The sequence below is a fragment of the Paenibacillus sp. FSL L8-0494 genome, from assembly GCF_038003695.1.
In the GTDB taxonomy this organism is placed as follows: Bacteria; Bacillota; Bacilli; order Paenibacillales; family Paenibacillaceae; genus Paenibacillus_AQ; species Paenibacillus_AQ odorifer.
The window spans coordinates 5,242,922-5,267,584 of the sequence record NZ_JBBOPQ010000001.1; the positions used below are offsets into that span (position 1 = coordinate 5,242,922).

21 protein-coding genes are annotated in these 24,663 nt (G+C 44.5%); 2 read left to right on the forward strand and 19 right to left on the reverse strand.

Translation table 11 applies throughout. The features are described from left to right. Position 1: 1 nt before the first annotated feature. The 18 genes from mraY to NYE35_RS23930 form a co-directional block, all read right to left on the reverse strand. A complete protein-coding gene (gene mraY, locus NYE35_RS23845) occupies positions 2–967 on the reverse strand; it encodes a phospho-N-acetylmuramoyl-pentapeptide-transferase (protein WP_036683653.1) in 966 nt (321 codons plus the stop codon). A gap of 21 nt (positions 968–988) precedes the next feature. Continuing rightward, complete coding sequence (locus NYE35_RS23850) at positions 989–2,392, reverse strand: UDP-N-acetylmuramoyl-tripeptide--D-alanyl-D-alanine ligase (RefSeq protein ID WP_341122504.1); 1,404 nt, start codon at positions 2,390–2,392, stop codon at positions 989–991. Beyond that, on the reverse strand, positions 2,392–3,879 hold the full coding sequence (locus tag NYE35_RS23855) for a UDP-N-acetylmuramoyl-L-alanyl-D-glutamate--2,6-diaminopimelate ligase (protein WP_036683658.1): 1,488 nt from the start codon (positions 3,877–3,879) through the stop codon (positions 2,392–2,394). The genes NYE35_RS23850 and NYE35_RS23855 overlap by 1 nt, the downstream gene beginning before the upstream one ends. Positions 3,880–3,934: 55 nt before the next feature. Next, positions 3,935–5,860 carry a stage V sporulation protein D gene (locus NYE35_RS23860; protein ID WP_036683661.1) on the reverse strand — a complete coding sequence of 642 codons (1,926 nt, stop codon included), beginning with the start codon at positions 5,858–5,860 and terminating at the stop codon, positions 3,935–3,937. A 79-nt stretch (positions 5,861–5,939) separates the two neighbouring features. Beyond that, on the reverse strand, positions 5,940–8,174 hold the full coding sequence (locus NYE35_RS23865; protein ID WP_076103782.1) for a penicillin-binding transpeptidase domain-containing protein: 2,235 nt from the start codon (positions 8,172–8,174) through the stop codon (positions 5,940–5,942). A gap of 46 nt (positions 8,175–8,220) precedes the next feature. Further along, positions 8,221–8,613 (reverse strand): septum formation initiator family protein, encoded by a 393-nt coding sequence (locus NYE35_RS23870; RefSeq protein WP_036683668.1) that lies wholly within the window; start codon positions 8,611–8,613, stop codon positions 8,221–8,223. A gap of 23 nt (positions 8,614–8,636) precedes the next feature. Then, complete coding sequence (gene rsmH / locus NYE35_RS23875) at positions 8,637–9,590, reverse strand: 16S rRNA (cytosine(1402)-N(4))-methyltransferase RsmH (RefSeq protein ID WP_036683671.1); 954 nt, start codon at positions 9,588–9,590, stop codon at positions 8,637–8,639. A 36-nt stretch (positions 9,591–9,626) separates the two neighbouring features. Next, positions 9,627–10,064 (reverse strand): division/cell wall cluster transcriptional repressor MraZ, encoded by a 438-nt coding sequence (gene mraZ / locus NYE35_RS23880; protein ID WP_341122155.1) that lies wholly within the window; start codon positions 10,062–10,064, stop codon positions 9,627–9,629. A gap of 263 nt (positions 10,065–10,327) precedes the next feature. After that, positions 10,328–11,599: an adenosylhomocysteinase gene (locus NYE35_RS23885; RefSeq protein ID WP_170914265.1), complete on the reverse strand. Its 1,272-nt coding sequence runs from the start codon at positions 11,597–11,599 to the stop codon at positions 10,328–10,330. A gap of 101 nt (positions 11,600–11,700) precedes the next feature. After that, entirely contained in the window at positions 11,701–13,332 is a 1,632-nt protein-coding gene (gene bshC, locus NYE35_RS23890; RefSeq protein WP_038572869.1) for a bacillithiol biosynthesis cysteine-adding enzyme BshC, read from the reverse strand. Positions 13,333–13,562: 230 nt separating this feature from the next. Then, on the reverse strand, positions 13,563–14,483 hold the full coding sequence (locus NYE35_RS23895; RefSeq protein WP_036683682.1) for an ABC transporter ATP-binding protein: 921 nt from the start codon (positions 14,481–14,483) through the stop codon (positions 13,563–13,565). Then, on the reverse strand, positions 14,480–15,475 hold the full coding sequence (locus NYE35_RS23900) for an ABC transporter ATP-binding protein (RefSeq protein ID WP_036683686.1): 996 nt from the start codon (positions 15,473–15,475) through the stop codon (positions 14,480–14,482). Before NYE35_RS23900 ends, NYE35_RS23895 begins: the two co-directional genes overlap by 4 nt. A gap of 11 nt (positions 15,476–15,486) precedes the next feature. Next, entirely contained in the window at positions 15,487–16,422 is a 936-nt protein-coding gene (locus tag NYE35_RS23905) for an ABC transporter permease (RefSeq protein ID WP_036683689.1), read from the reverse strand. A gap of 3 nt (positions 16,423–16,425) precedes the next feature. Beyond that, on the reverse strand, positions 16,426–17,358 hold the full coding sequence (locus NYE35_RS23910) for an ABC transporter permease (protein ID WP_036683691.1): 933 nt from the start codon (positions 17,356–17,358) through the stop codon (positions 16,426–16,428). 221 nt (positions 17,359–17,579) lie between these two features. Next, the gene (locus NYE35_RS23915) at positions 17,580–19,289 is read right to left on the reverse strand and encodes a peptide ABC transporter substrate-binding protein (RefSeq protein ID WP_036683694.1); all 1,710 of its coding nucleotides are present in this window, start codon (positions 19,287–19,289) and stop codon (positions 17,580–17,582) included. Between the two features lie 150 nt (positions 19,290–19,439). Then, positions 19,440–19,826, reverse strand: coding sequence for a DUF3397 domain-containing protein (locus NYE35_RS23920; RefSeq protein ID WP_036683696.1), 387 nt, complete (start codon positions 19,824–19,826; stop codon positions 19,440–19,442). 21 nt (positions 19,827–19,847) lie between these two features. Further along, positions 19,848–20,810 (reverse strand): ketopantoate reductase family protein, encoded by a 963-nt coding sequence (locus NYE35_RS23925; protein WP_076213938.1) that lies wholly within the window; start codon positions 20,808–20,810, stop codon positions 19,848–19,850. Positions 20,811–20,917: 107 nt separating this feature from the next. Continuing rightward, positions 20,918–21,568, reverse strand: coding sequence for an RsfA family transcriptional regulator (locus NYE35_RS23930; protein WP_036683702.1), 651 nt, complete (start codon positions 21,566–21,568; stop codon positions 20,918–20,920). Positions 21,569–21,913: 345 nt separating this feature from the next. On the opposite strand from NYE35_RS23930, the gene NYE35_RS23935 reads away from it, so the two are divergent. After that, positions 21,914–22,150, forward strand: coding sequence for a DUF2626 family protein (locus NYE35_RS23935; RefSeq protein WP_036683705.1), 237 nt, complete (start codon positions 21,914–21,916; stop codon positions 22,148–22,150). Between the two features lie 139 nt (positions 22,151–22,289). Then, positions 22,290–23,417 (forward strand): coiled-coil domain-containing protein, encoded by a 1,128-nt coding sequence (locus NYE35_RS23940; RefSeq protein WP_326047598.1) that lies wholly within the window; start codon positions 22,290–22,292, stop codon positions 23,415–23,417. Here the strand turns inward: NYE35_RS23940 and NYE35_RS23945 are convergent. Continuing rightward, positions 23,409–24,635, reverse strand: a complete 1,227-nt coding sequence (locus NYE35_RS23945; protein WP_036683707.1) for an extracellular solute-binding protein — start codon at positions 24,633–24,635, stop codon at positions 23,409–23,411. The genes NYE35_RS23940 and NYE35_RS23945 overlap by 9 nt on opposite strands. Positions 24,636–24,663: the final 28 nt, after the last annotated feature.

Sequence of the window (24,663 nt, forward strand, 5' to 3'; positions counted from 1 at the left end):
TCTACAACCCCTTGCTAATAAATAGTCCCACAGCAGCCAACACCAAGCTAACCGCCCAGAACGAAATTACCACACGCCACTCCGACCAGCCACCAAGCTCAAAATGATGGTGAATCGGGCTCATTCTGAATACACGTTTGCCACGGGTTTTAAATGAAACCACTTGAATCACAACGGATAACATTTCAATTACAAAGACACCGCCTATGATGAGAAACAGCAGCTCACTCTTCGTGACAATAGCAATAGCACCTATAGCACCACCAATACCAAACGAACCCGTATCCCCCATAAACACTTTAGCAGGGTGGGCATTGAACACAAGAAAGCCTAATACAGCACCAATCATTGCCGCAGCACATACACCTGCCGCAATAGACGTAGCTTGCATTGCCACCACCGCGTATGCGGCCAATGCAATGGCACTGACACCAGACAACAGTCCATCGACTCCATCTGTAAAGTTAACGGCATTCGTCACTGCCATCATCATAATAATGATGAATGGATAATAGAACCAGCCACCCCAATCAAAGCTGAAATCAGTACCTGGTACGCTGATACTTGTACTGTGTCCGGCATAAATCAGAAGACCGCACATCAGAGCACCAACCAGCAGCTGTCCAAATAACTTTTGACGTGCTGTGAGCCCTAAGGAACGCTTAAATACAATTTTGATATAGTCATCCAAAAATCCGATCAATCCAAAACCAAGCGTAGCTACGAGCAGTACGTAGAAATCTGTATTCACCACAGAAAATTTCAGATAAGACAAGGTAAAAGCTACGATAATCACGATACCGCCCATAGTCGGCGTTCCCGCTTTCTTCAAATGGGTTTGCGGTCCGTCATCTCGCACCTGCTGTCCGAATTTCATCCTGCGCAGAAGCGGAATGAAGAGCGGAGCGGCAATGACCGCAAGGATAAAGGAAACAGCAATAGTCAATAACAATAGTTGATAATCCATGGGTACACCCCCTCCAATGATTTAGGTCTGTTGAATATCTTTATTTAGGCTCTGAAGCACTTCCTCGAGCTTCATTCCTCTTGATCCTTTAAATAGAACAATATCCTTAGCACTGCATTTCTCTAGAAGGACAGCGGTTAGTTCCGCTTTATCTGTAAAAGCTTTTACGCGCTCTTTGCCGAATTTCTCTTCTGCTGCTTTGGCAATATGAACGGATAATGGTCCGTAAGTACATACAAAATCAGTTAATGAAGGGTCAAGGTAGTAGCCTATTTCTTGATGAAATTCTACTTCCTCCGGCCCAAGTTCCAGCATGTCCCCGAGCACAGCGATTTTATTGCCACTGCATTTCATAGATTGCAGGACATCTATAGCCGCCTTCATAGAAGTAGGGCTGGCATTATAAGCATCGTTCAAAAGCGTAAGTCCGGAGGAAGTTCGAATCACTTCAATCCGCATGCCCGTCAACTTGAGCTTGCTTAGACCGTCCTTCATATTCTGCTCCGTAACCCCATAATGACGAGCAACCGCTAGTGCAGCCAGAGCGTTAACAACGTTATGCTGACCTGGCAGCGGTAATGTAAAAGCATGTTCCTTATGACGGCTTGACGTGAACGTCATGCCACCAGTATGGGACATCATCCCTGTTGGATAATCATCATTATCCTCATTTAGACCAAAACGGAAGGTTCTCATCCCTTCTGGAGCCTTAAAAGTGGACTCTTGCATTACCTCAGTCAGCAGCGGTTCGTCACCGTTATAAATCAGCAGTCCCCCCGGCTTCAGCCCCTCAGCAATCTCCAGCTTGGCGCGGGCTATTTCTTTACGTGACCCCAGCTGCAGTAAATGCGACTCGCCTACATTAGTAATTACCGCTACGTCAGGTTCAGCCAAAGAAGCCAGCAGAGCAATTTCTCCCCGCGAGCTCATCCCCATTTCAAGTACAGCGATCTCTGTATCCTCAGCCATGGATAAAATAGTAAGCGGAAGACCGATATGATTATTGAAATTCCCCGCTGTCTTGTGCACTTTGAACTGCACTTCAAGCAGAGACATAATGATATCTTTTGTTGTTGTTTTCCCGTTGCTGCCCGTAACAGCGACAACCTGCGGAGCCACTTCCTTCAGATAAGCAGCGGACAACTTCTGGAGAGCCTCCAGCGTATCTTCAACAATAATAACTCCGCGACCTTCAGGTACCGGTCCTTTATCGCGTTGCCACAAGGTTGCGCCAGCACCAGCAGCCAGTGCTGCGGCAGCATAGTGGTGACCATCGAATTTGTCTCCAGATAGAGGCACAAACAGGCAGCCGGGTGTGATCTTACGGGAGTCGGTAACGACTCCCGTAAGGGTTGTATTCATAGCTTCGACAGCAGCAGGTTCCCCTGCGCACATGGCAGCAATATTTTCAAGCGTTCTTGTAATCAATAGTTTCGGCCCCTTATAACTTCTTTAGCGACGATGCGGTCATCGAAATCATGAACCACTCCGCCAATCAGTTGATAGGTCTCATGACCTTTCCCCGCAATCAATACTACATCGCCAGGGCTTGCCATTTCAATAGCCTTCCCGATAGCTTCTCGGCGATCAACAATCATATGATACCGGTCAGAGGTGACTCCATCCTCTACTAGTCCTGCTTCTATATCCTTCAAGATTAGTTGAGGGTCCTCCGTCCGAGGGTTGTCAGAAGTTACGAATACCATGTCGCTATATCGTGCAGCGATCTTCCCCATTAATGGACGTTTCGTCCGGTCTCTGTCTCCGCCACAGCCAAACACTGTAAGCACTTTGCCGGTAGCAAATTCGCAGACCGTCTTTAATACATTCTCTAGCCCGTCTGGTGTATGTGCGTAGTCAACGATAACAGCAAATTCCTGACCTTCATCCACTGACTCCACCCGTCCAGCTACACCATCGATTGCCTCAAGACTAGTCTTGATATCAGCCAGAGAGACATCTTCCAATAAAGCAGCTGTAATCGCCGCGAGTGCATTGTAGACATTGAACTTTCCAACCATACGGAGCGAAATGTCCGTCTTCCCCTTAAACGTATCAACATGGAAAAAAGTTCCTTTTGCAGTGATCGATATTTGCGAAGCTCGGACATTAGCGTTGTTATCAATGCCATATGTAATCACTTCCGCCGCAGTTTGGGCTGCAAAATAGTGACTTGCTTCATCATCCGCGTTCAACACCGCATATTTGCGTTCTTCCTTCCACGGAGAGATCACATTTCCTAATCTGGAGAAAAAGAGCCCTTTAACCGCCCGATACTCCTCCATTGTATGATGATAATCCAGATGATCTTGGGTTAAGTTCGTAAAAATTGCCGTACGGAAGTCCGCACCCTTCACACGTCCTTGCTGAAGTGCGTGAGAGGATACTTCCATTACGCAACACTCCACACCTTTGGAAGCCATATCATGAAGGGACCGCTGCAGATCTAGCGACTCCGGAGTTGTGCCTGACATAGGGTAGCTTTTGCCGTCATAGCGCATTTGAATCGTTCCAATCAGACCTGTCTTCATATTCTGATCCTGCATAATCCGCTCAATGAGATAAGTCGTTGTTGTTTTGCCGTTTGTGCCCGTCACCCCGATCATTCTCATCCGGCTGCTAGGTGAGCCAAAGAAAGCATTCGACATGACAGACATCGCAAACCGGCAGTCATCCACAACAATCTGCGGGATATCAAGCTCCAGCTTGTGCTCACATACAATAGCCGCCGCTCCGGAGGCTACTGCTTGCGGCGCATATTTGTGCCCGTCCACGGTGTGGCCAGGCAAACAGATGAATAGATCTCCCGGGCCTACACGGCGGGAATCCGTCTGAAGATCAGTAATCTCCACATCTCCATCCCCGTATAGTTGCGAAGTAGCAAGACAAGCAGATAATTCGTTAACTTTCATAGTAATCCCTCACTCTACATTTTCGGATACGAGCTGAAACCTTATACCTTAATCATTATTCACTAGATGCTCCCATATAAATCCTGATGGTTGAGCCCTGTTCTACTCTGGCCCCAGCCTTAGGAGCTTGATTGATGACCGTATTTCCTGTGCCTGAACGTGCAAGATTAAAATTCATATTTAAATCCTCATAGATATCCTGCACCGTTGCTCCGGTAAGATCAGGTACGGTCACTATCGGAGTTTCGCCATACTTATAAGTTTTGGGAAGCTGATCACTGCGCTCCGGAACCTTCATATAGTGCAGTGAGTCTTCCAAAATATTTTGCACGATTGGAGCTGCAACCACACCCCCAAATTGAATCCCTTTCGGATTATCCACGGCAGTGTACACAACGATCTGAGGATCATCCGCTGGCGCAAAGCCAATAAAAGAAACAATGTGCTCTGTTGGAGAATAACGTCCATTTACAACCTTCTGTGCAGTACCCGTCTTGCCACCTACACGATAGCCGTCAATAAAAGCCGGCCGTCCTGTGCCTTTGGCAACCACGCTCTCAAGTGCTGCCCGCACCTTCTTGGATGTTTCCTCCGAAATGACCTGCCGCACAAGCTCTGGCTTCACCTCTGATACAGTCTCTCCCGTAACCGGGTTAACCCATGCTTTTGTTACATGCGGTTTATAGAGATTGCCACCATTGATAGCTGCGGATACCGCAGCTATCTGCTGAATAGGCGTAACCGAAACCCCTTGGCCGAAGGCTGTAGTCGAAAGCTCTACCGGACCTACTTGACTGAGCTTGAACAGAATGCCATTAGCTTCCCCATTCAGATCAATTCCCGTTTTACTGCCAAAACCAAAATCACGAATATATTTGAAAAGTGATTCTTTTCCCAGCCGTTGCCCTAAGGCGACAAACCCAGGGTTACAGGAGTTCTCAACTACCTGTAAAAAGGTTTGACTACCGTGGCCGCCCTTTTTCCAGCAGCGCAGCTTTGCGCCCGCTACCTCGATAAAACCCGGATCATAGAAATGATCGTTCTGAAGATCTACTTTACCTTCCTGCAGCGCAGCAGCCAGAGTAATGATTTTGAACGTTGAACCAGGTTCATAGGTCATCCAGATAGGCAGATTCCGGTTGTAAATCTGCGCATCATATTCCTTGTATGATGCTGGTTCATACCCCGGTCTGCTAGCCATGGCTAGTATCTCACCATTCTTCGGATTCATAGCTATAGCCCAAGCACCCTGCGCCTGATATTTTACCATAGCCTGATCCAGCTCACGTTCCATAATGGACTGGATCTGTTTATCAATCGTCAGCTCCAGATTAAGTCCGTCTTGAGGGGCAGAATATTTCTCAGATGAGCCAGGCATAAGTCTTCCGCCTGCATCAGACAAATAAGAAATATTGCCGGCTATGCCTTTGAGCAGATTGTCATATATACTCTCTACTCCTGTAATACCCTGGTTATCTATACCTGTAAAGCCTAAAATATGCGCGGCTAAATCGCCGTAAGGGTAATATCTTTTGCTATCCTCAGCGACAACGATGCCCGGCAGCTGCAAATCACGGATGCTCGCGGCAAGATCCATCGTAATTTTGCGGCCGCCGGGCTGAAGTTTCACCGACATTTCTTTTTTGGACAGCAATGTCATCAGCTTCTCCTCAGTCATCCCAAGCAGTGGAGCTAATTGCTGTGCTGTCTTTTGCTTCTCTTTTACCTGCACCGGTACTGCATACACTGTAGGTGTGGTGATATTAGAAACGAGCGGCACACCTTCACGATCCATAATTTCACCACGTTTAGCGGTAAAAGGAATATTGCGGCGCAAGGAATCTTCTACCTTCGCAGTCAATTCCTCGCCTTGAGATAATTGCACATACGCAAGACGCACGACCAGCGAACCGAATAACACTGCCAGTCCCAGCAATGTCCACAGCATTCTCCGCCGTGTTACGACTTTGGAAACCTTCATTCCGTTCTCCCCCACTTTCAACAATAGACATGAGCTCTTATCTTCATGACTATTCGGGACAAACAGGGGTTAGAACAAGCTATGTTCCGCTCTCGGAATCTGTCCCCTCATCAGCAGGCGGGGCCACGGGAATATCTTCGCCATAATCATTTAATGGCTTCATTTTCAAAGTGACCAAGGTCTTGCCATTTTGCGTTCCTACAATCTGTTCTGAGACGTAACCTTCTCCGTCTACCGCAATCTCTACTTTTAGTAGAGTTAGAATTTCAAGTGCATCACGCAGGGATTCCCCTTTTAAATCTGGAATGGTAGGCTGAGCCCCCTGCGGACTTAATAAATAGATCCGTTGCCCTGTAGCAAGCTTCGTACCTGCCTCAGGATATTGACTCTCTACAGCAGATCCTTCTCCGACCACTACATAATCGAAGCCTTGATCCAAAAGTGCTTCTCTTGCTTCCTTCATCGTCTTGTCTGTTAGATCTGGTGTAGTCCGAAGTGCGACTGTTTCAGTCTTAGCCGGCTTTTTGCTGCTGCTATCACTAGCCTCAGACGCCAGCTTAGGTACTCCCATGTATTGCAGAGACTGGGATACAATCTCTTTAAATACTGGAGCAGCTGCCTTACCGCCGCCAACCTCAACGTTCGGTTCATCAATAATGACAATAACAGCGATCTTTGGATCATCAACAGGAGCATAACCAATAAAGGAGACAAGTACTTTGGATTTCACATAATCCTTACCTTCAACCTTGATAGCCGTTCCTGTCTTTCCTGCCACGCGATAGCCGTCAATATAAGCGTTGCGGCCTGTTCCTTTTACTTGGTCAGCAACAACCTGCTCCAAATATTCACCCGTTTTCTTGGCGCTTTCCTCATCAATCACCTGACGCACTACACTAGGCTGAGTAACCTTTGTCTCACCAGTGTTAGGGTTTGTGACCTCCTTAACTACATACGGAGTCATCAACTTCCCCCCATTAGCGATAGCAGATACGGCAACTAGCTGTTGAAGTGGGGTTACTAGCACTTTACCGTGTCCATATGCGAGTGTCGCAATTTCTATAGGACGTCCAAGGTTAGGGTTAACGACCCCGCTTACTTCTCCTGGCAGATCGATTCCCGTTTTCTCATTGAAGCCAAAATCATTGATATACTGTAATAGCTTGTCCTGTCCGAGCATTTCATATAGCTTAACGAATAGAACGTTACTAGAACGTTTCACACCTTCAAGAAAACTGATTTGCCCCCATCCAGCATGATTAATATCATGCAGTGCCTTACTATATCCCTTTATCCGGATGGACCCGGACAAAAATGTCGCAACAGGATCAAAAAGCTTCTCTTCTACTGCGGCGGCAAGCGTTACAATTTTGAAAGTGGAACCAGGCTCGTATTTAGATTTAATAGCATGATTATAGAATCCCGCCCCATCGGCCCCGGTCTTCCAAAATTCATTTGGATTATAGGTAGGCATATTGGCTAATCCCAAAATCTCCATCGTGTTCGGATCAGCAGCAATGACACTCATACTTTTTGGCTTATATTGCGCATACGCCTTTTGCATGGCCTCTTCTATATAATGCTGGATCGTACTATCGATTGTAAGCTTGAAATTACTTCCATTTACTACTGGCTTATAGGTATCTTGTGAATCCGGCAATTTTACCCCTTGACCGTCACTTTGATAAAGCAGCTTGCCATCGGCACCCTTAAGCTCCGTATCAAAGTATTTTTCCAGTCCCATGATAGCATTGCCGTCCCTATCTGTATAACCTAAGATATGTGCAGCTAATTCATCTTTTGGATAATATCGTTTCTGCTCTCTAACAAGCCCAATACCGGTCTCTTGAATTTTATGTTCTTTACCTAGGGCTACATAAAATTCTTTCACCTTATCGGCAAGCTCCTGATCAATCTTCCAGCCTTCATTACGAATTTCACGGTTCTTGAGGTAAGCACCCGTCTTTTCGTCCTTGGCTTCAACCAACTTACGCAACTCATCCTCTGGTTTGCCGAGCAATTCGTGTAATCCTGTAATGACCTCTTCCCCGATGCCTTGTTGTTGAATCACTTCAGGATTCACCACCACGGTATAAGCAGGGACATCGCTAGCGAGCACACTTCCGTTACGGTCAGAAATCGTACCTCGCTCCGCTTTGATAGTTGAGGTATGCGCCCAAAGTGTGGCGGCCTTTTCCTGCCATTCCTCACCTTGCATAACTTGAATCCAGAACACTCTAACGATCAAAACAAGAAAAAAGAGGGTAATACACCCTCCTATAAACAGCGTGCGAAGTTTTATTCTTTTCAGCATAAGCGAACCTCACAACTTTTTTTATTGCGATCTTGCCAATCGCTCACTAATTATCACCTGGAGTCGTTGCCGAGCTTGCCGGAATATAGATTGTTGCATTCTCATCCGGAGACACATAACCAAGATCCCGTGCTTTTTGGGCGACTTTCTGCTCTAGATTCTGCTTTTCCATCTGATACGTAGAAATCTGCTTCTTGGCTGTTGCAATATCCTGATCTAATTTCTGAGCCTGCAAGTTCAAATCATAAATTTGGACGTAACGTGAAATCAGGGTGATCGCCACCAGAACGCATACTCCTAGCGTCAGCATATACAAAAGTTTCTCTTGCAGCGGAAGTACTCTTCGTCTGGTAACTACTTTTGTCTTCTCGCGGTAAAGGGGGTTTACCTCTTCTTTTCTTTTGGGCTGAACTGCTAAATTGCCGCGGGTATAGGCCATCTCTGACTCTCCTTTATCGTCAATTACAATTTTTCTGCAATGCGCAGCTTAGCTGAGCGGGCTCGGGTATTAAGCTCAAGCTCTTCTTCAGAAGGCACAAGCGGTTTACGATTGATTAACTTAAGCGTGCCTTTCGCGCCGCATACGCAAAACGGAAAGTCAGGCGGGCATGTACATCTGCTTAAATAGCTGCTAAAAATTTGCTTGCAAATTCGGTCTTCGAGCGAATGAAAGGTGATGACGGATACTCTGCCTCCTGGTGCAAGGCAACGTACTGCACTATGTAGCCCTTCTTCAAAAGCACCCAATTCGTCATTCACAGCAATCCTTAATCCTTGAAAGCTACGTTTAGCGGGATGCCCTCCTGTTCTTCGAGCAGCTGCCGGGATACCTTCCTTGATCAGTTCTGCTAATTCTCCTGTTGTCTCAATAGGAGCTTCTTCTCTTCTGTCTACAATTTTTCTAGCGATTCTCCGCGAGAATTTCTCTTCTCCATATTGGAAAAGAACACGGGCAATCTCCTGCTCGGACCATGTATTCACAATTTCAGCAGCCGTCAAAAGTGCTGACTGATCCATGCGCATGTCCAGCGGAGCATCATGATTGTAACTAAAGCCTCGTTCCCCTTCGTCAAACTGGGGAGAGGATACGCCAAGATCAAAGAGCACTCCATCTACTTGGGGGATACCATCTGTTTGTGGCACAAAGGGCACATCCTTAAGTACACTCTCCAGATCACGGAAGTTAGTCTTAATAGTCACAACCTTGTCTCCGTATTCCGCTAATCTTTCTTTTGCGTTCTCCAAAGCCCAATCATCTTGATCCAAACAGATTAAACGGCCTTCGCCGCTAAGCTTGGAAGCGATAAGTGAGCTGTGTCCCGCTCCACCGAGAGTGCAATCTACATAGATTCCGTCTTTTTTGATGTGCAGCCCTTCTGTCGCTTCTTCCTTAAGCACCGTGATGTGGTGAAACAAGCTGCATCCCTCCAGGACAGTATTCGTTATTGTGTTTTATAGATCAAAATTGAAATCCACCAATTTCTCAGCGATTTCGTTGAACGATTCCTCGGACTGTTCGAAGTACTGTTCCCAAATCTCTTTGTTCCAGATTTCCACCCGGTTCGAAACGCCCAGAATGACACAGTCTTTGTCCAGTTTGGCATACTGCCGTAAATTAGCCGGCAGATTTACCCTTCCCTGCTTATCCCAAACACATTCAGTTGCACCTGAGAAAAAAAAGCGGCTAAATGCGCGGGCATCTGATTTCATCAGCGAAAGGCTTTTAAGCTTTTGTTCCATGATTGCCCATTCTTCCATGGGATAAACAAACAGGCAGGAGTCTAGGCCGCGGGTCGTCACGAAGGAGGTTCCGAGCAATTCACGGAGTTTAGCCGGAATAATGATTCGGCCTTTGTCGTCAATGCTGTGTTGATACTCTCCCATGAACATCCTTTTTCCCACCCCTAATCCCCGAATCCCCACTTTACCCCACTTTTCACCACTTAAGCATAATAGATTCGCCATTAAAAATCAAAAACCTTTTTCTGGCCAAGGAAATTTTTCCTAAATCAGATAGCTCGTTTCCCGAAAAACATTTCTCAACAGAAAAAAGCCATACAATCGGAATCTTGTCCGTTGCATGGCTTTGTTAAAAAAGTTGCTTCAGTTCAAGGTACACTGGTTAATACACTTTATTGTTATGCGTTCAGTTATTAATCGTTCAAATTCCAGCTGTCCAAATAATCCACTTGCGCCGGAGTCAGGCTGTCGATGTTAATGCCCAGACTTTCCAGCTTATAGCGTGCTACTTGCTCATCCAGCTCATAAGGAACATTTTCAACTTTTACGCCAATGCTCTTATAATTATCATTTACATATTTCAGCGACAGCGCCTGGAGCGCAAAGGTTGTATCCATAATTTCAGCAGGGTGACCATCAGCAGCACCCAGATTTACAAGTCTGCCTTCGGCAAGCAGATATAATTTACGTCCGTCACGAAGCTGGTACTCTTCGATATTTTTGCGAACGGTACGTTGGGATACGGATCTTTCCGACAGCTCAGGCTTATTCACTTCAACGTCGAAATGGCCCGCGTTGCACATGATCGCTCCATCCTTCATCACATCATAATGTTCACCGCGAATTACATAACGGTTACCAGTTACTGTAACGAAGAAATCACCAACCTTAGCTGCTTCCAGCATTGGCATTACTTCAAAACCGTCCATATGTGCTTCAACGGCTTTAATCGCATCAACTTCTGTGACAACCACTTTTGCTCCAAGCCCTTTGGCGCGCATGGCAACACCTTTACCACACCAGCCGTATCCGACAACAACTACTGTTTTACCCGCTACGATAAGGTTGGTTGTGCGAATAATTCCATCCCATGCCGATTGGCCAGTGCCATAACGGTTATCAAACAAATATTTGCAGTAGGCATCATTAACCGCGACCATTGGGAACTTCAATACGCCTTGCTTTTGCAGAGCTTTTAGACGAATAATCCCGGTAGTTGTTTCTTCAGCACCCCCGCGAATATTCTCCATCAGATCAGGACGCTCCGAATGCAGCAATGTAGCAAAATCCCCACCGTCATCAATAATCAAGTCCGGTTTGCTCTCCAGTGCCTTGATATTAAGGGCTTTAAATTCTTCAGGAGACGGATTGTATTTAGCAAATACTGTGATTCCATCCTCCACAAGCGCTGCACATACATCATCCTGTGTAGAAAGTGGATTCGAACCTGTAATGGTTACATCTGCACCACCAGCTTTGACAACCTTCGCCAAATAAGCAGTTTTAGCTTCCAAATGCAATGTGATCGATACTTTCAGACCTTTAAATGGCTGTTCTGCTTCAAACTGCTCACGAATACGGTTCAGTACCGGCATATGCTGGCGAACCCAGTCGATTTTCAAATGCCCTTCCGGTGCGAGTGACATATCAGCCACGATACTATTTTGTTTAGATGAACTCATTATGAAACCTCCTAAAAGTTTGTGAGCGTTACTACATTGAATCTACTTCGTACAAAACTTGCTTCGTAAGCATACGCTTTGTTTTGTGGAAAGCGATACTTCCATTACATATAAATGATGCGATGTGTTCCACTGTAATCCGGTTCAACCGTCATTAGCTCATCCAGCCAAACAAGCCCGTACCGGTTCAAGTAATACATGATATTGTACACTCTTTCCTGCAGTTTACCCAGTGGCATTAATGACAGCTCGATTCGCTCCCATTGCCGGATTGCAGCTTCGTTCTGTTTTGCCATTGCATCTTGGGCTTTCGCCTGTAAAAAAGTAATCTGATCTAGAATCTTCTCTTTATTGTTATTCCCCAGCTTAAGCAGACCGGCCTGAACCGTTCCAAGCTGCTCAATCAGCGGTTCGTACATGGCGGCAAATGAGGTTTTGGTTTCTTCAAAACGGCGTTCAATCCCGAGCTCATCCTGTGCGGCCAGCCATTCATGTCTTTTATGATCCAGTCCTTGTCTTACATCCTCAAAGCTAAGTTGATATTTGTCCATATGCTTGTGCAGCGTACCTTCTACGACAGTAAAAGACATTCTAGGGATAATTAACGGCATTTCTCCCCCAATGGTCTCAAACGCACGGCGTGGAATGGCCCAGTAAGCAATCTCACCTTGACCCAGCACCGTTGCCAGAACAGGCAGCACATAATCCTGCATAAGTGGACGTGTCAGCACATTGTTGCTAAAGCGTTCCGGATGTGCCTGCACCTCCTCAAGTAATTCATCACGGGTAAAGGATACCTGACCCTTGCGATCCGTAAAGATTCCGTCCTTCTTGTGAAGCAGAAGCCGTGTACCTTCATGAATATAAAAGAGGTTGGCATTGCCAGCTGTAACATCAGCCTGAAGCTCATATCCAGCGCCCACAATATCAGAAGCAGAATTCATATACGCTGTTTCCAGTGCATCATTCTGCATAATTAGCGAAGTGAAAAATGGCTGTTCTAACTTACGTAAGTTGGGATCAGCAGAATCAAGCAGAATCAGACCAAATTTACCAAATAATGAACCCATCAGCTTGGCAAATGCATCCGTCATACTATCAGCTCTAAAAGAAGAAGTGCGAATGAATTCCATGATCTGCGGCTTAAAGTCGCTTTCCTGAAGCAGACCGTCTAACTGTTCTACTACCTGCTGCCAGCTTTCCTCTTCTACACGAATATCACTTACTGAGGAGCGTTTCTCTTCTGACTTTTCTATCTTAATCTTAGTAATCTCCTGCGTACGATTCAGTACATACGTATGATTCACTTCATCCCAGTCATGATCTTCACCTGCAATCCAGAATAAAGGAACTACAGGTCGGCCGAGTTGTTCAGCTGCTTCTTTTGCCGCCATAATGGTAGTTGCAGCTTTATATACCACTAACAGGGGTCCAGTAAATAGTCCGCTTTGCTGCCCACCTGTCACCACTAATGTCCCCGGCTGCTCTAAGAGCGCCAGCGAAGCCATCACCGCATCATGCGAATTATGCTTTTCATTATATTGTCGTAGACACCCAGCAATCTGAGTCCGGTCGGCACGAAGGCTTTCTCTGCTATCTAGCCAATCGGCCCGTCTACTTCTACTTTCTTTATTGCGGAAATCCCCACCGTACAAATGACTAACCTTTTCAAAATGATCTATATAGTCGCGCGAGAGTGCAGATCCACCCTTGAGCGGTTCCGTTACAATATTCATTTGCTAGTGCCTCCAGTTCTACTAAGCAGTTATATGTAAATCCAAGTTGATAAAAACTCTCTATGATTGTATCCAAAGTCAGGAGCCGCGTCAAAGCAAAACATGTCTTGATATCAGCAACACAGGTACAGCCAACTGTTCAATTATACTATAAAATCATTAAATAATATCCAAAATACATACAAGAGGCGAGAGCATAATGCTCCCGCCTTTGAAAACCTAAGTATAAATTATGCGAATTTTTTGCTGACAAAGTGGCCTTTAGATACTTCTACTAATTCAAAGTCACTGTCATTGGTCTTATCGTTAGCAGAATAAATAGGGCTGCCAAGCTCATCATGCAAGTGAATACGTTTTTTGTTGACTTCAATTTCCGGGTCCGGAACTGGAATAGCCGACAATAGGGATTTAGTATAAGGGTGGATAGGATTTGCATATAGCTCTTCACTTTCCGCCAACTCAACCATTTTACCCAAGTACATAACTGCTACGCGATCACTGATATGTTTAACCATGGACAGATCATGCGCGATGAAAAGATAAGTCAATCCCAGACGATCTTGCAATTCTTTAAGCAAGTTAACGACCTGAGCTTGAATGGATACGTCAAGTGCGGAAATCGGCTCATCACAAACGATGAACTTAGGATTAACTGCTAACGAACGGGCAATCCCGATACGTTGACGTTGTCCACCGGAGAATTCATGCGGATAACGGGTTGCATGGTCATGATTAAGACCAACCATATCCAGCAGTTCTTCAATCCGTTTCTTACGTTCTGCACGGCTGCCAGCCATTCCGTGAATGTCCAGTGCCTCGCCGATGATATCAGAAACCGTAAACCGCGGGTTAAGCGATGCGTACGGATCTTGGAAAATCATTTGCATGTCACGGCGCATAGCCTTCATTTGATTTCCAGGTAATTTATAAATGTCTGTACCATTATATTTCACACTTCCAGCAGTTGGCTCATACAAGCGAAGAATCGTACGTCCAGCAGTAGTCTTACCACAACCGGACTCACCTACCATCCCAAGTGTCTCGCCCTCACGGATCGTGAAGTTAATATTATCAACAGCCTTAAGAACCTTACCTTTACCTACATTAAAATATTTCTTAAGACCTTCTACCTCTATTAGGTTCTTACTCAAGAGTACTGCACCTCCTTGGCCATCGAATGCAGATTCCAGCAACGCGCCATATGCGTTTCGCTGAATTCTGTGGCGCCGGGATCGATTTGTTCGCACACATGCATCGCTTCATTGCAACGAGCAGTGAACGGACAGCCGATCGGCGGCTTGATCAGATCTGGCGGTGTGCCGATGATCGGAATAAGCGGCTCGCCTTTCTTTTGGTCCAGACGCGGCATTGAGCGCAGCAGACCTTTGGTGTATGGATGTTGTGGATTTTTAAAGATTTCCCATCTTGTTCCGGTCTCCACAACCTCACCTGCATACATTACAATCACCCGATCACACATGCCAGCAACTACGCCGAGATCATGTGTAATCAGAATAATGGAGGTACCTAGTTTTTGCTGCATCTCTCTCATAACTTCCATGATCTGCGCCTGAATGGTTACATCTAGAGCCGTTGTAGGCTCATCCGCTATCAGCAAAGCCGGACGGCAAGCTAACGCGATTGCGATCATTACACGCTGGCGCATACCGCCTGAGAATTCGTGGGGATATTGGTTAAAGCGAGCCTCCGCATTTTTGATGCCTACTAATTTCAACATCTCCATACCTTGCTTTTTCGCTTCGGCCGCTGACATTTTCTGATGTTTAATCAAAACTTCAGTGATCTGTTTGCCCACTTTGATGGTTGGGTTCAGAGAAGTCATCGGGTCTTGAAAAATCATGCCAATATCTTTACCGCGAATAGATTCCATTTCTTTCATGCTTTTGTCTAGCAGATTCTGTCCTTGAAAAATAATCTCTCCCTTTTTCACTTTAGAAGGTGGAGAAGGGATCAACCGCATAATCGATTGAGCAGTTACACTCTTACCGCTGCCGGACTCGCCGACGATGGCAACCGTTTCGCCTTTGCCAATTTCAAAATTCATACCACGGACAGCTTGTACTTCTCCGCCCTTAACAAAAAAGGAAATATGCAAATCTTTGACTTGTAAAATAGGTTCCATCCATATTCCTCCTATTTCTTCAGCTTAGGATCAAGCGCGTCACGAAGACCATCACCGAAAATGTTGAAAGAAAGCATTGTTAAGCTGATTAGGATCGCAGGGAACAAGAAGCGCCATGGATAATACAGCCAGCCGGTGAGTGAGTCATTGATCATCGATCCAAGTGAAGCAACAGGAGCTTGTACACCAAGACCCAAGAAGCTTAGGAAGGCCTCAGCAAAGATAGCATTTGGTACAGACAGTGTAATGGTTACGATAATCGGACCAACCGCGTTCGGCAGAAGGTGCTTGAACAACAGTCTCGCAGAGCCAGCACCCATGGAACGGGACGCCAATACGAATTCGCGATTCTTGAGCTGCATAATTTCTCCACGCACAATCCACGACATCGTAATCCAGCCTGTAATGGTTAGAGCTAGGATGATTGTTCCAAGACTTGGCTCAAGAACGACCAAGAGCAAGATTACAACCAGCAAATATGGAATAGAATACAAAATTTCAGAGAATTTATTCATAATATTATCTACACGGCCGCCGAAGAAGCCCATAATGCCTCCGTAGATAACACCGATGAACAAGTCGATGGCTGCCGCAGCAAGACCAACGATCAAGGAGATCCGTGCACCGTACCAAGTACGAACAAAGATATCACGACCAAGATCATCCGTTCCAAACCAGTGATCGGAGGAAGGGGGCTTGTTGGTGCTCATCAAATCATTAGAATAATAGTTATATTTCGAGATAAAAGGTGCAAAAATCGCTGCAAGTACAATCAAACCCAGGATACCGAGCGCAGTCATCGCCATTTTATTTTGACGCAACCGTTGCCAAGAGTCTTTCCAAGCAGAGAGACTCTCACGCTGGATAACTTCGGCTTCTTTTTCATCCACACCGACTTTTTGAAAATCTTCCGGTTTTAGATTTAGCAAGTTATTTTCAGTAGCCACTCTTTAGCCCTCCTTTCCTCCACTTAATTTCATACGTGGGTCAATCAATACATAAGCAATATCAGTAATAAAGCGGGCAACCATGAGTAATACACCATAGAAAATGGTTATCCCCATAATAACGGTATAGTCACGGACACCAATCGCTTCCACGAACTGTTTACCAATACCCCCAACACCAAAGATCTGCTCGATAACAACCGAACCAGTTACGATGTTAGCTGTCATTGGACCCATATAAGTAACAACAGGTAGAATTCCGTTACGAAGTACATGACGGCTCAGAATAGCCATCCAGCTCAATCCCTTTGCTTTAGCCGTTTTGATATAATCCGCATTCAAAACTTCAAGCATGCTTGAACGGGTCAAGCGGGCGATAAAGGCGATCGGCTGTGCCGAGAGCGCGGCCACGGGTAAGAAATAATAGATTGGCCCTTTAAAACCTGAAACCGGTACCCAACCCAGTTTGAAAGCAAATACGTACTGCAGTAATGACGCGACTACAAAGCTCGGAACCGCAATCCCCAGAACTGCCAGCACCATAGCTGCGCTGTCAATAAACTTTCTGTGATAGAGTGCCGCCAACATGCCGAGAAATACTCCGACAATAACCGCCACAACGATTGCGACGAGTCCCAGCTTCAGCGACGCTGAAAAGGTTTGACTGATCAAATGTGATACATCTTGATTTAGGCGTTTCATTGAGACACCTAGGTCACCTTGGATAATATCACCTAAATACTTAAAATACTGATGAGAGAGCGGCTTGTCCAGACCATATTGTTCCATCAGACGTGCTTTAATTTCTGGCGGTACCTTCTTTTCAGAAGTAAACGGATCCCCCGGAATAGCTTTCATCAAGAAAAAGGTAGCTGAAATCAATACAAATAGAGAAACCAACATATAGAAAAACTTATTTGCGACATAACGAACCATCCCCATCACACCTCCTCCGACAATTTTTGATACACATAATAATGATTTTATGAAAAAAACGGATTTTTGTCTATTTTCTATATATGTTATTAATAACATTAATTAACAAATAGACAGGAGTACAAAAAAAAGGGATATATATGGAATTCCACATATATATCCCGAAGTATTCTGCAACTTCAGTCAACTAACTATTCTGTTGTAATTACTAAAGCAATATCTTAGTGCTCAAGCAAGTATCCGCGAGTCAAGTCAATTGCACCACTAAAGTCAAGAGTAACACCTTTAAGGTACTCTTTAGTCAGGGAGTTGTTAGTGTAGTAGTACAAAGGAATCAGAACCATATCTTGCTCGATGAGCAATTTTTCAGCTGCAGCAAACTTTTCTTGACGTACTGCCAAGTCAGTGCTTGTTTTAGCTTCGCTGATCAATTTGTCATACTCAGGGTTAGCGTAACCAGTATCATTGTTACCGCCACCTGTTACCCACATATCAAGGAAAGTCATTGGATCATTGTAATCCGCAGTCCAACCAGCACGAGCAACTTGGTAGTTCAGGTTTTGACGGTTTTCAATAAATACAGCCCACTCTTGGTTAACGGTTTGTACGTCGATACCAAGATTGTTTTTCCACATATCAGCAATCGCCAAAGCGATTTTCTTGTGACCTTCACTTGTGTTGTAAGTCAGGGAGAATGTAGGCAGTTTATCCATACCTTCTTCTTTCAGACCTTCAGCAAGCAATGTTTTAGCTTGTTCTAGATCTTCAGTGAAGTAGCTATCTTTAACTGCTGTACGGTATTCACCATCAGCACCAGCGATACCTGGAGGTACAAAACCGAATGCTGGGAATTGTCCACCTTGAACTACATTGTCAATCAAAGCTTGGCGGTTAAGCGCCATTGCAAGAGCTTTACGGATTTTAGCGTTTGTAAATGGTTTTTCAGTGATATTGAATTCGTAGTAGTATACGGAAGCAATACCTTTACGGCTGAATTCGTTAGGAAGTTCTTTTTGTACGATTGGAATTTGTTCTGATGGAATTTCACCAGTTGGTCCGCCCGCACGATCATATTCACCGTTCTTGTAGCTGAGCAGTTCAGTTGCACCGCTGTTTACAAGGGAGAAATCGATAGCGCTAAGTTTAATGGAATCTTTATCCCAGTATTTATCGTTTTTAGTTACAACAAGAGTTTGACCAGTAGTCCACTCAGTAAGAGTGAAAGCACCGTTAACGATCATAGAATCTTTGCTTGTTGCCCATTTAGGATTACTCTCAATGGATTTGTGTACAGGGTAATAAGTGTAGAAGGAAAGCAATCCAAGGAAGTAAGGAGTGGAGGATTCAAGAGTAACTTCAAGAGTTTTCTCATCAATCGCTTTGACACCTACTTGACTGAAATCAGTAATTTCCTTGTTGTAGTACTTTTCAGCATTTTTGATGTAGTACAATTGATAAGCGTAAGGCGCAGCAGATGCAGCAGCAGGATCGAGCACGCGTTTCCAAGCGCGAACGAAATCTTCTGTTGTTACAGGATCGCCGTTACTCCATTGTGAATCACGGAGTTTGAAAGTATATACCAGACCGTCAGCGGAAACTTCCCAGCTTTCAGCAACACCTGGTTCAGCTTGACCTGTTTCATCATTCATGCGAGTCAAACCTTCGTACATTGTTTTCAGGACAGTGTTAGCTTGGCTATCTTGCGCCAATCCTGGGTCAAATGTTGGAGGCTCAGAACTAAGGTTAATTCTCAATGTTTGGTCAGCAGCCAATTTTTCTTCTGTAGCTGCATTACCAGTTGCCGTGTTACCAGTGTTAGCATTGTTACCTTTATTGCCGCTGTTTGCATTGTTTCCGCCGCAGCCAGCAAGCACTGTGCCGATAACAAGTACTAATGCAATCATTAGCAATAGACTTTTACTCTTCTTCATCTAGCAGTTCCCCCTAAATAGAATGTGGTATATGGTTTATGATTATACAACCAGTGGTCAAAAAAATCTAGTGCAATGTTTTCAGAAAATATTTTTTTTTTAAAACTTTAAACTTTTGTGACGTTGACGCTTCACCGAAGCAGTGGAACGTTACATCGCTTGTGATATGTAGGTAATTAGCCCAACAAACATAAATAATAAATATCCGACGCTCATAAAAAAGAACGAAAGTCTCCAAACTGCCCGAAATAACCGCTTCCCATCTACCTTTCCTTTCATCCGATTTTGAGCTCCGCCAATCAGTCCAGCGGATATTAATACAATAATTAGTATAAGGTAAAACCCAAAACCGGAATTAAAGATGTTATTAAACAATGCGGAGACCGACAATAATAAAAAAAATGTGGTCACGTCCATAGCGAGCATAAAAGTTTTCTTTTTATCTTTTTTTAAGCCTTTTCCAATGAAAAAAACAATCAAAAACGGCACAATCGGAATAACGCTTAAAGTAATAACCGAATCCATCAGCAGTCCCATAGCTTCACCTCTCCCCAGAGATCATACCCCAATACCTTCTACTAATTGGCAGAGCCAGCGATTTAATGGTGCCGACACTCCAGATCGTTCTGCCATTTCTACAAGACTTCCATTGATCCAACGAATTTCTGTGGTTCTTGAAGCAAGTACATCTGCCAGCATAGATGAAATATTGCCAGACGTTAACCGGCATACCTGAAGGATGTTATCCCAAGCATCCTTATCATAAGTAATTTCACAGAAATCATACACCATTGTTGCTTCTTCAAAAACTTCCTTCATTAATTGGAGGCGTTGCTCTGAAGACAGCAGCTCCCCATTTGGAATACGCCAAATCGCCGTGAGTGGATTAATAACGGCATTGATCAAGAGCTTCCGGTAAATCATGGTATCCACTTCATTCGACAAAAAGGCTGCGAATCCTGCCATTATGAGAACTTCTATTAAATTATTCGCTTTTAAATCATTATGTATGCTATGAGCTTGTCCATCCCCTGAGCTCCATTTTCCTATCCACACCTCCCCTGCTCCTGCATGAATGACCTCAGTTAATGATTTGCGCTTCGCAGCCTCCGTAGTCACAGCTACATATAAATTGGCGTCCGGCAACAAGCCCCCCAACATCTCCATATGTCCTGTACCATTCTGAAAACATATCATATGTACTTGCTCTTCCTTAAGTAGGGATAGAAATTCAGGCAAATCATTATGTAGAGTATTCTGTTTAACCGTCACCACGATCCAATCACTCGGCTCTTCCAGATAAGCACCAGCGAACTCCCCTATTGGCGCGGATACAAACTGATCTTCCGAAATTGTTATCGGCTCGCGTTCATCCTCGTAGGTAACCGTTAAGCCATCACGCCCTAATCGTTGGCATTGTTCTATCCCTCGGCCCCACAGTCTCACATCATTCCCGGCTTGGATCAATCTCCCTGCCAGCAGCAGCCCGAGTGAACCTGCACCAATTATATCAATTTTCATATAACCCTCCTGCTGATCTTAAGCACAATTTTTCTAAGTATACCAAAAACCCCGCAAGTGGTGCTTAAAAAGCAGACCACTTGCGGGATTGTTAGTTAACCTATCGTTTATTCAATGCGTTCTAAATTTCCGTTACCATCCATTTTGAAACGAGTCTTCATTTCTTCTTCTTCTTCATTTAAGAAAGCAAGCCTGCGAGCACGATCCATAATCTGAATTAAAGCTTTGTAATCATCGTTGACTACCCGGTAGTCGCTTTGAGCAAGATTAACCTCTTTAGACAACCGCTCATTCTCAGATCGTAATTCTGTTAATTCATCTTCCTTCTCGCGCAGGTCTCTTTCCAGCATTTTCAGCTGACGTCCTGCTTCCTGAATCGTACCCTTCCATTGCCTTAAGAAACGAATGACCGCATCGATGGATAATGTGTTTTCACTTAATCCCTCACCGCGTCCAAATTCCTCATCGACATCACCCAGAATCAGACCAGCTACTTGCGCTCCTCTTACTGACGGCTGCTTTTTCAGGTAGCTACGCTTTTGACGCTGCCCTTTAGCAATACCGATTGCACCTTCATAACTTTTCCGAACACAACTGTTCCAGCGGAATCCGCAAGCGGCCGAAGTTCTGCCGATTTTTTCACCCACCTCTTCAAAAGCGGCAAGCTGTGTGCTGCCCTCCCGAATGTGTCGCAAAGTTACTTCTGCCAATATTAGATCATCTTCTGCACTCCAAGCGTCCTGTCTAACGGCTGTCATAAAGCCAAACCTCCTAACAACGTCATGAAATAACCATCTCCATAACCGGCAGTTCTGCCGGGTAGTGAATAGGGATAAAAGCTGCTTACTCCATTTCTATGCTTCTCATAGAGTTCATAGAATCTATTTGATACTAATTTGTATTTCCATTATCTGCGTACATCATACGCATAAAACTATAAATTCTCTTTTTTAAAGCGCTAATCACTCAGGTCAATTATAAAAATCACATTTTTTGAAGATTAGTGCATTTTTTTCAATGAATTCGTTTACACATAATTATGTTGAGGGTATAATAAATCGAAGGAATATTCGTGAGATACATACTGGAAGGGGGACTCTCTCTTGGACCGCATGTTTCGGGTATTAGGTTTTTTCACATTAGCTATTGGATTGATGGCTTTCGCCGGAGGTCTAACAGAAATGGCCTTGCTTTTCTTTTTGCAAACAGCATTTTTCGTAATACTTGGCTATATGAAATTTACTGAAAAAACTTATGTTCTTCTCTTCTGGGCATACATGATTCTGACTTTCACCGGATTTAGTTATTGGACGATCTTTCAAATGGGTCTTCCACTATAAATTGCAGTACTCTTTTGGAGCGGATGAGGTCCTTATCTTATAAGGATCACTTCCGTTTTTTTGTTTGTATGCTATTTTAGAAGGGTTAAACATATTATTAGTACATACATATATCATTTCAAAAAAAGGTGGTGGTGTGGTGCGCTCCCGCAATTTACAAAGCCGCATGATTGCAACCATACTAATTCTCTTCTGCTGTACTTTGTTTCCGTTACAACCTGTGAAGTACTTGTCTGCCGATCCTAGCGGTGATTTTTTCAACTCTGCTATACCAGATAATGAAGAAACCCGTAAACTACTTGAACAGACCTTGTCTTCTGCAGAAATTGAACGTGAAATCATCAAGATTACAGCCGAACAAAAAGCGCTTGAACAAAAGGTAGAAAGCTTGAACAGACAAGCTACCCAGAAAAAAACAGCCATTGCGGACCAACAGGAACGGGCAGGTGCAGTTGTGCGTTCTTATTATATGGGGGATAGAGATAATCTTCTGGTCGCGTTTTTTTCAGCAAAAAGTATCAGCAGATTCCTGGCTCTGTTCGATTATTATGAGATTATTATTGGGAATGACCGCGATATTCTCTCACAATATGAAGAACAATATAAGGATTTGAAGGATACCATTCAGACTGCGAAGCGAAACTCGGAAGAGCTCGCCCGGCTGCGCACGGCTCTGGAGGAACAGCAAGTTCGGGTAAACGCGCTCAACAAGGAAATTGAGGGTGGGATTAAAAATAGCAGCGATCCTGAAAATATGAGTACTCTACTTAAAGAATTCACATTATATTGGGAGAATATCGGCCTGCACGAGGTAAAAACATATTTCAAGGCGTTATCCTCCGCAATGAATAAACTACCACAGTTTGTTCAGAATCGAGAGGGTGTACTGACTCGAAAGGGAATGACTTATGAGCTAAACCTGAAGGAAGAGGATTTGAATGAATTTTTGCAATCACAGAATTCGCTGTTTAAAGACTTCGCCTTTCATTTCAATGACGGTTCAGTTACTGCCACTGGAAAAAGCGGAGCGCTAGCTCTTTCACTGACCGGTCACTACACCATTCAGGAAGAACCGATCAACGGCCTTATATTCCAAGTCGATCATATTGTATTTAATGGTCTTGAATTGCCTGACACGACAAGAAAAACGTTGGAAGAAGAATTTGACTTAGGCTTTTATCCTGGAAAAATAGTATCTTTCCTTCGTGCCACGGCAGTAGATAGCCAAGAGGGCGTCTTGCATGTTAAGCTTTCCATTTCATTTTAGGCCTTCTTTTAGATATTCTTTGTAGCCTTCCGCATCTATCTGCCCTGTTAATAGTAATGATACAGCTTCAACAACCTTACTCCAGCCGCCCTGTGACTCATCCTCCGGGGCGGTTTCTTCTGTCAGCAATAGCTCAACATCGAAAGGAAGTTTGTATTTAAAAGCATGCTCCGAACGATAAAGAACATCAAGCGCCGGCAAGCTCCCCGTATTCTCCAACCAATCCAACTGAGCATCCTCTGAGGTGATAAAAGTCAGCCAATTCACAGCTTCCTTTGGACTTTGAGATTGAGCTGGAAGGGCAAAAGATCGACTGTAACAGGATTCAAACCCACCTCCGTTATTGGCAGTCAGCGCCGGAACAGCAGCAAGGGATGAATTACCATGCTTCTGCCACTCGGATAACGGTAAAGAAGCAACCGCGACACTACCTCCTTGTAGCATATCCCAGACATCTTTATTGTAGCGGCTGGTGAGATAAAAATAACTGCGGGCGTTCTGAGTCCAATTCAACACTTCTTGGTTATCTGCTAACAAGCTGCTATTCATGCTCTCCATTACCGCTGACAATCCATAAGGATTACGGGTATCCATCGCGAGTAAATATTTTCCTTGCTCTTTAAGCACATTCTGAAGCAGGATATTCCACTCTTCGAGGCTTTTGGGTAATGCATTAAAACCCAGCTCCGCCAGCCGTTGTGGGGAATAAACGAGCACGTAAGGATCTATATCTAACGGGACTCCCCAATTATATCCATTCCACTGCATCAAGGGGATCAACTGTGTTAACGGTGCACTCCCCGGAACGCTCTGATACACATCCATCGGCAATAAATATCCACGTGTGGCCCAGTCCAGTATGCTTCGTCCATCTGCCATGACTATATCCGGGCTGTCCCCGATCGTTAAATCATGCTTCAATACCTCATCGGCATCCTCAATATCCACATTGCTTAAAATAACCTTTACTCCACTTTCTAAGGTATAACGGTTGCTAAGGAGCTCCAGTTCACTAAATTCTTCGCTATTTAACGATACTCTTATATGTAAGCTATCTATAGTTCCCTCATCTCCGGAAGAGGGATTGGTCGACTGACTTTGCGGTCTTTTCATAGGACGTGGATCGTTACTGGTACTCAATTCCATACTGGGCGACAGGCTTGTCAGCGATAGTAGTAAAATTGCAAAAAGCAGCCAATAATTTTTGCGTTTCAGCACGATTTCCCACCTTCCCTTTTGATTGGTC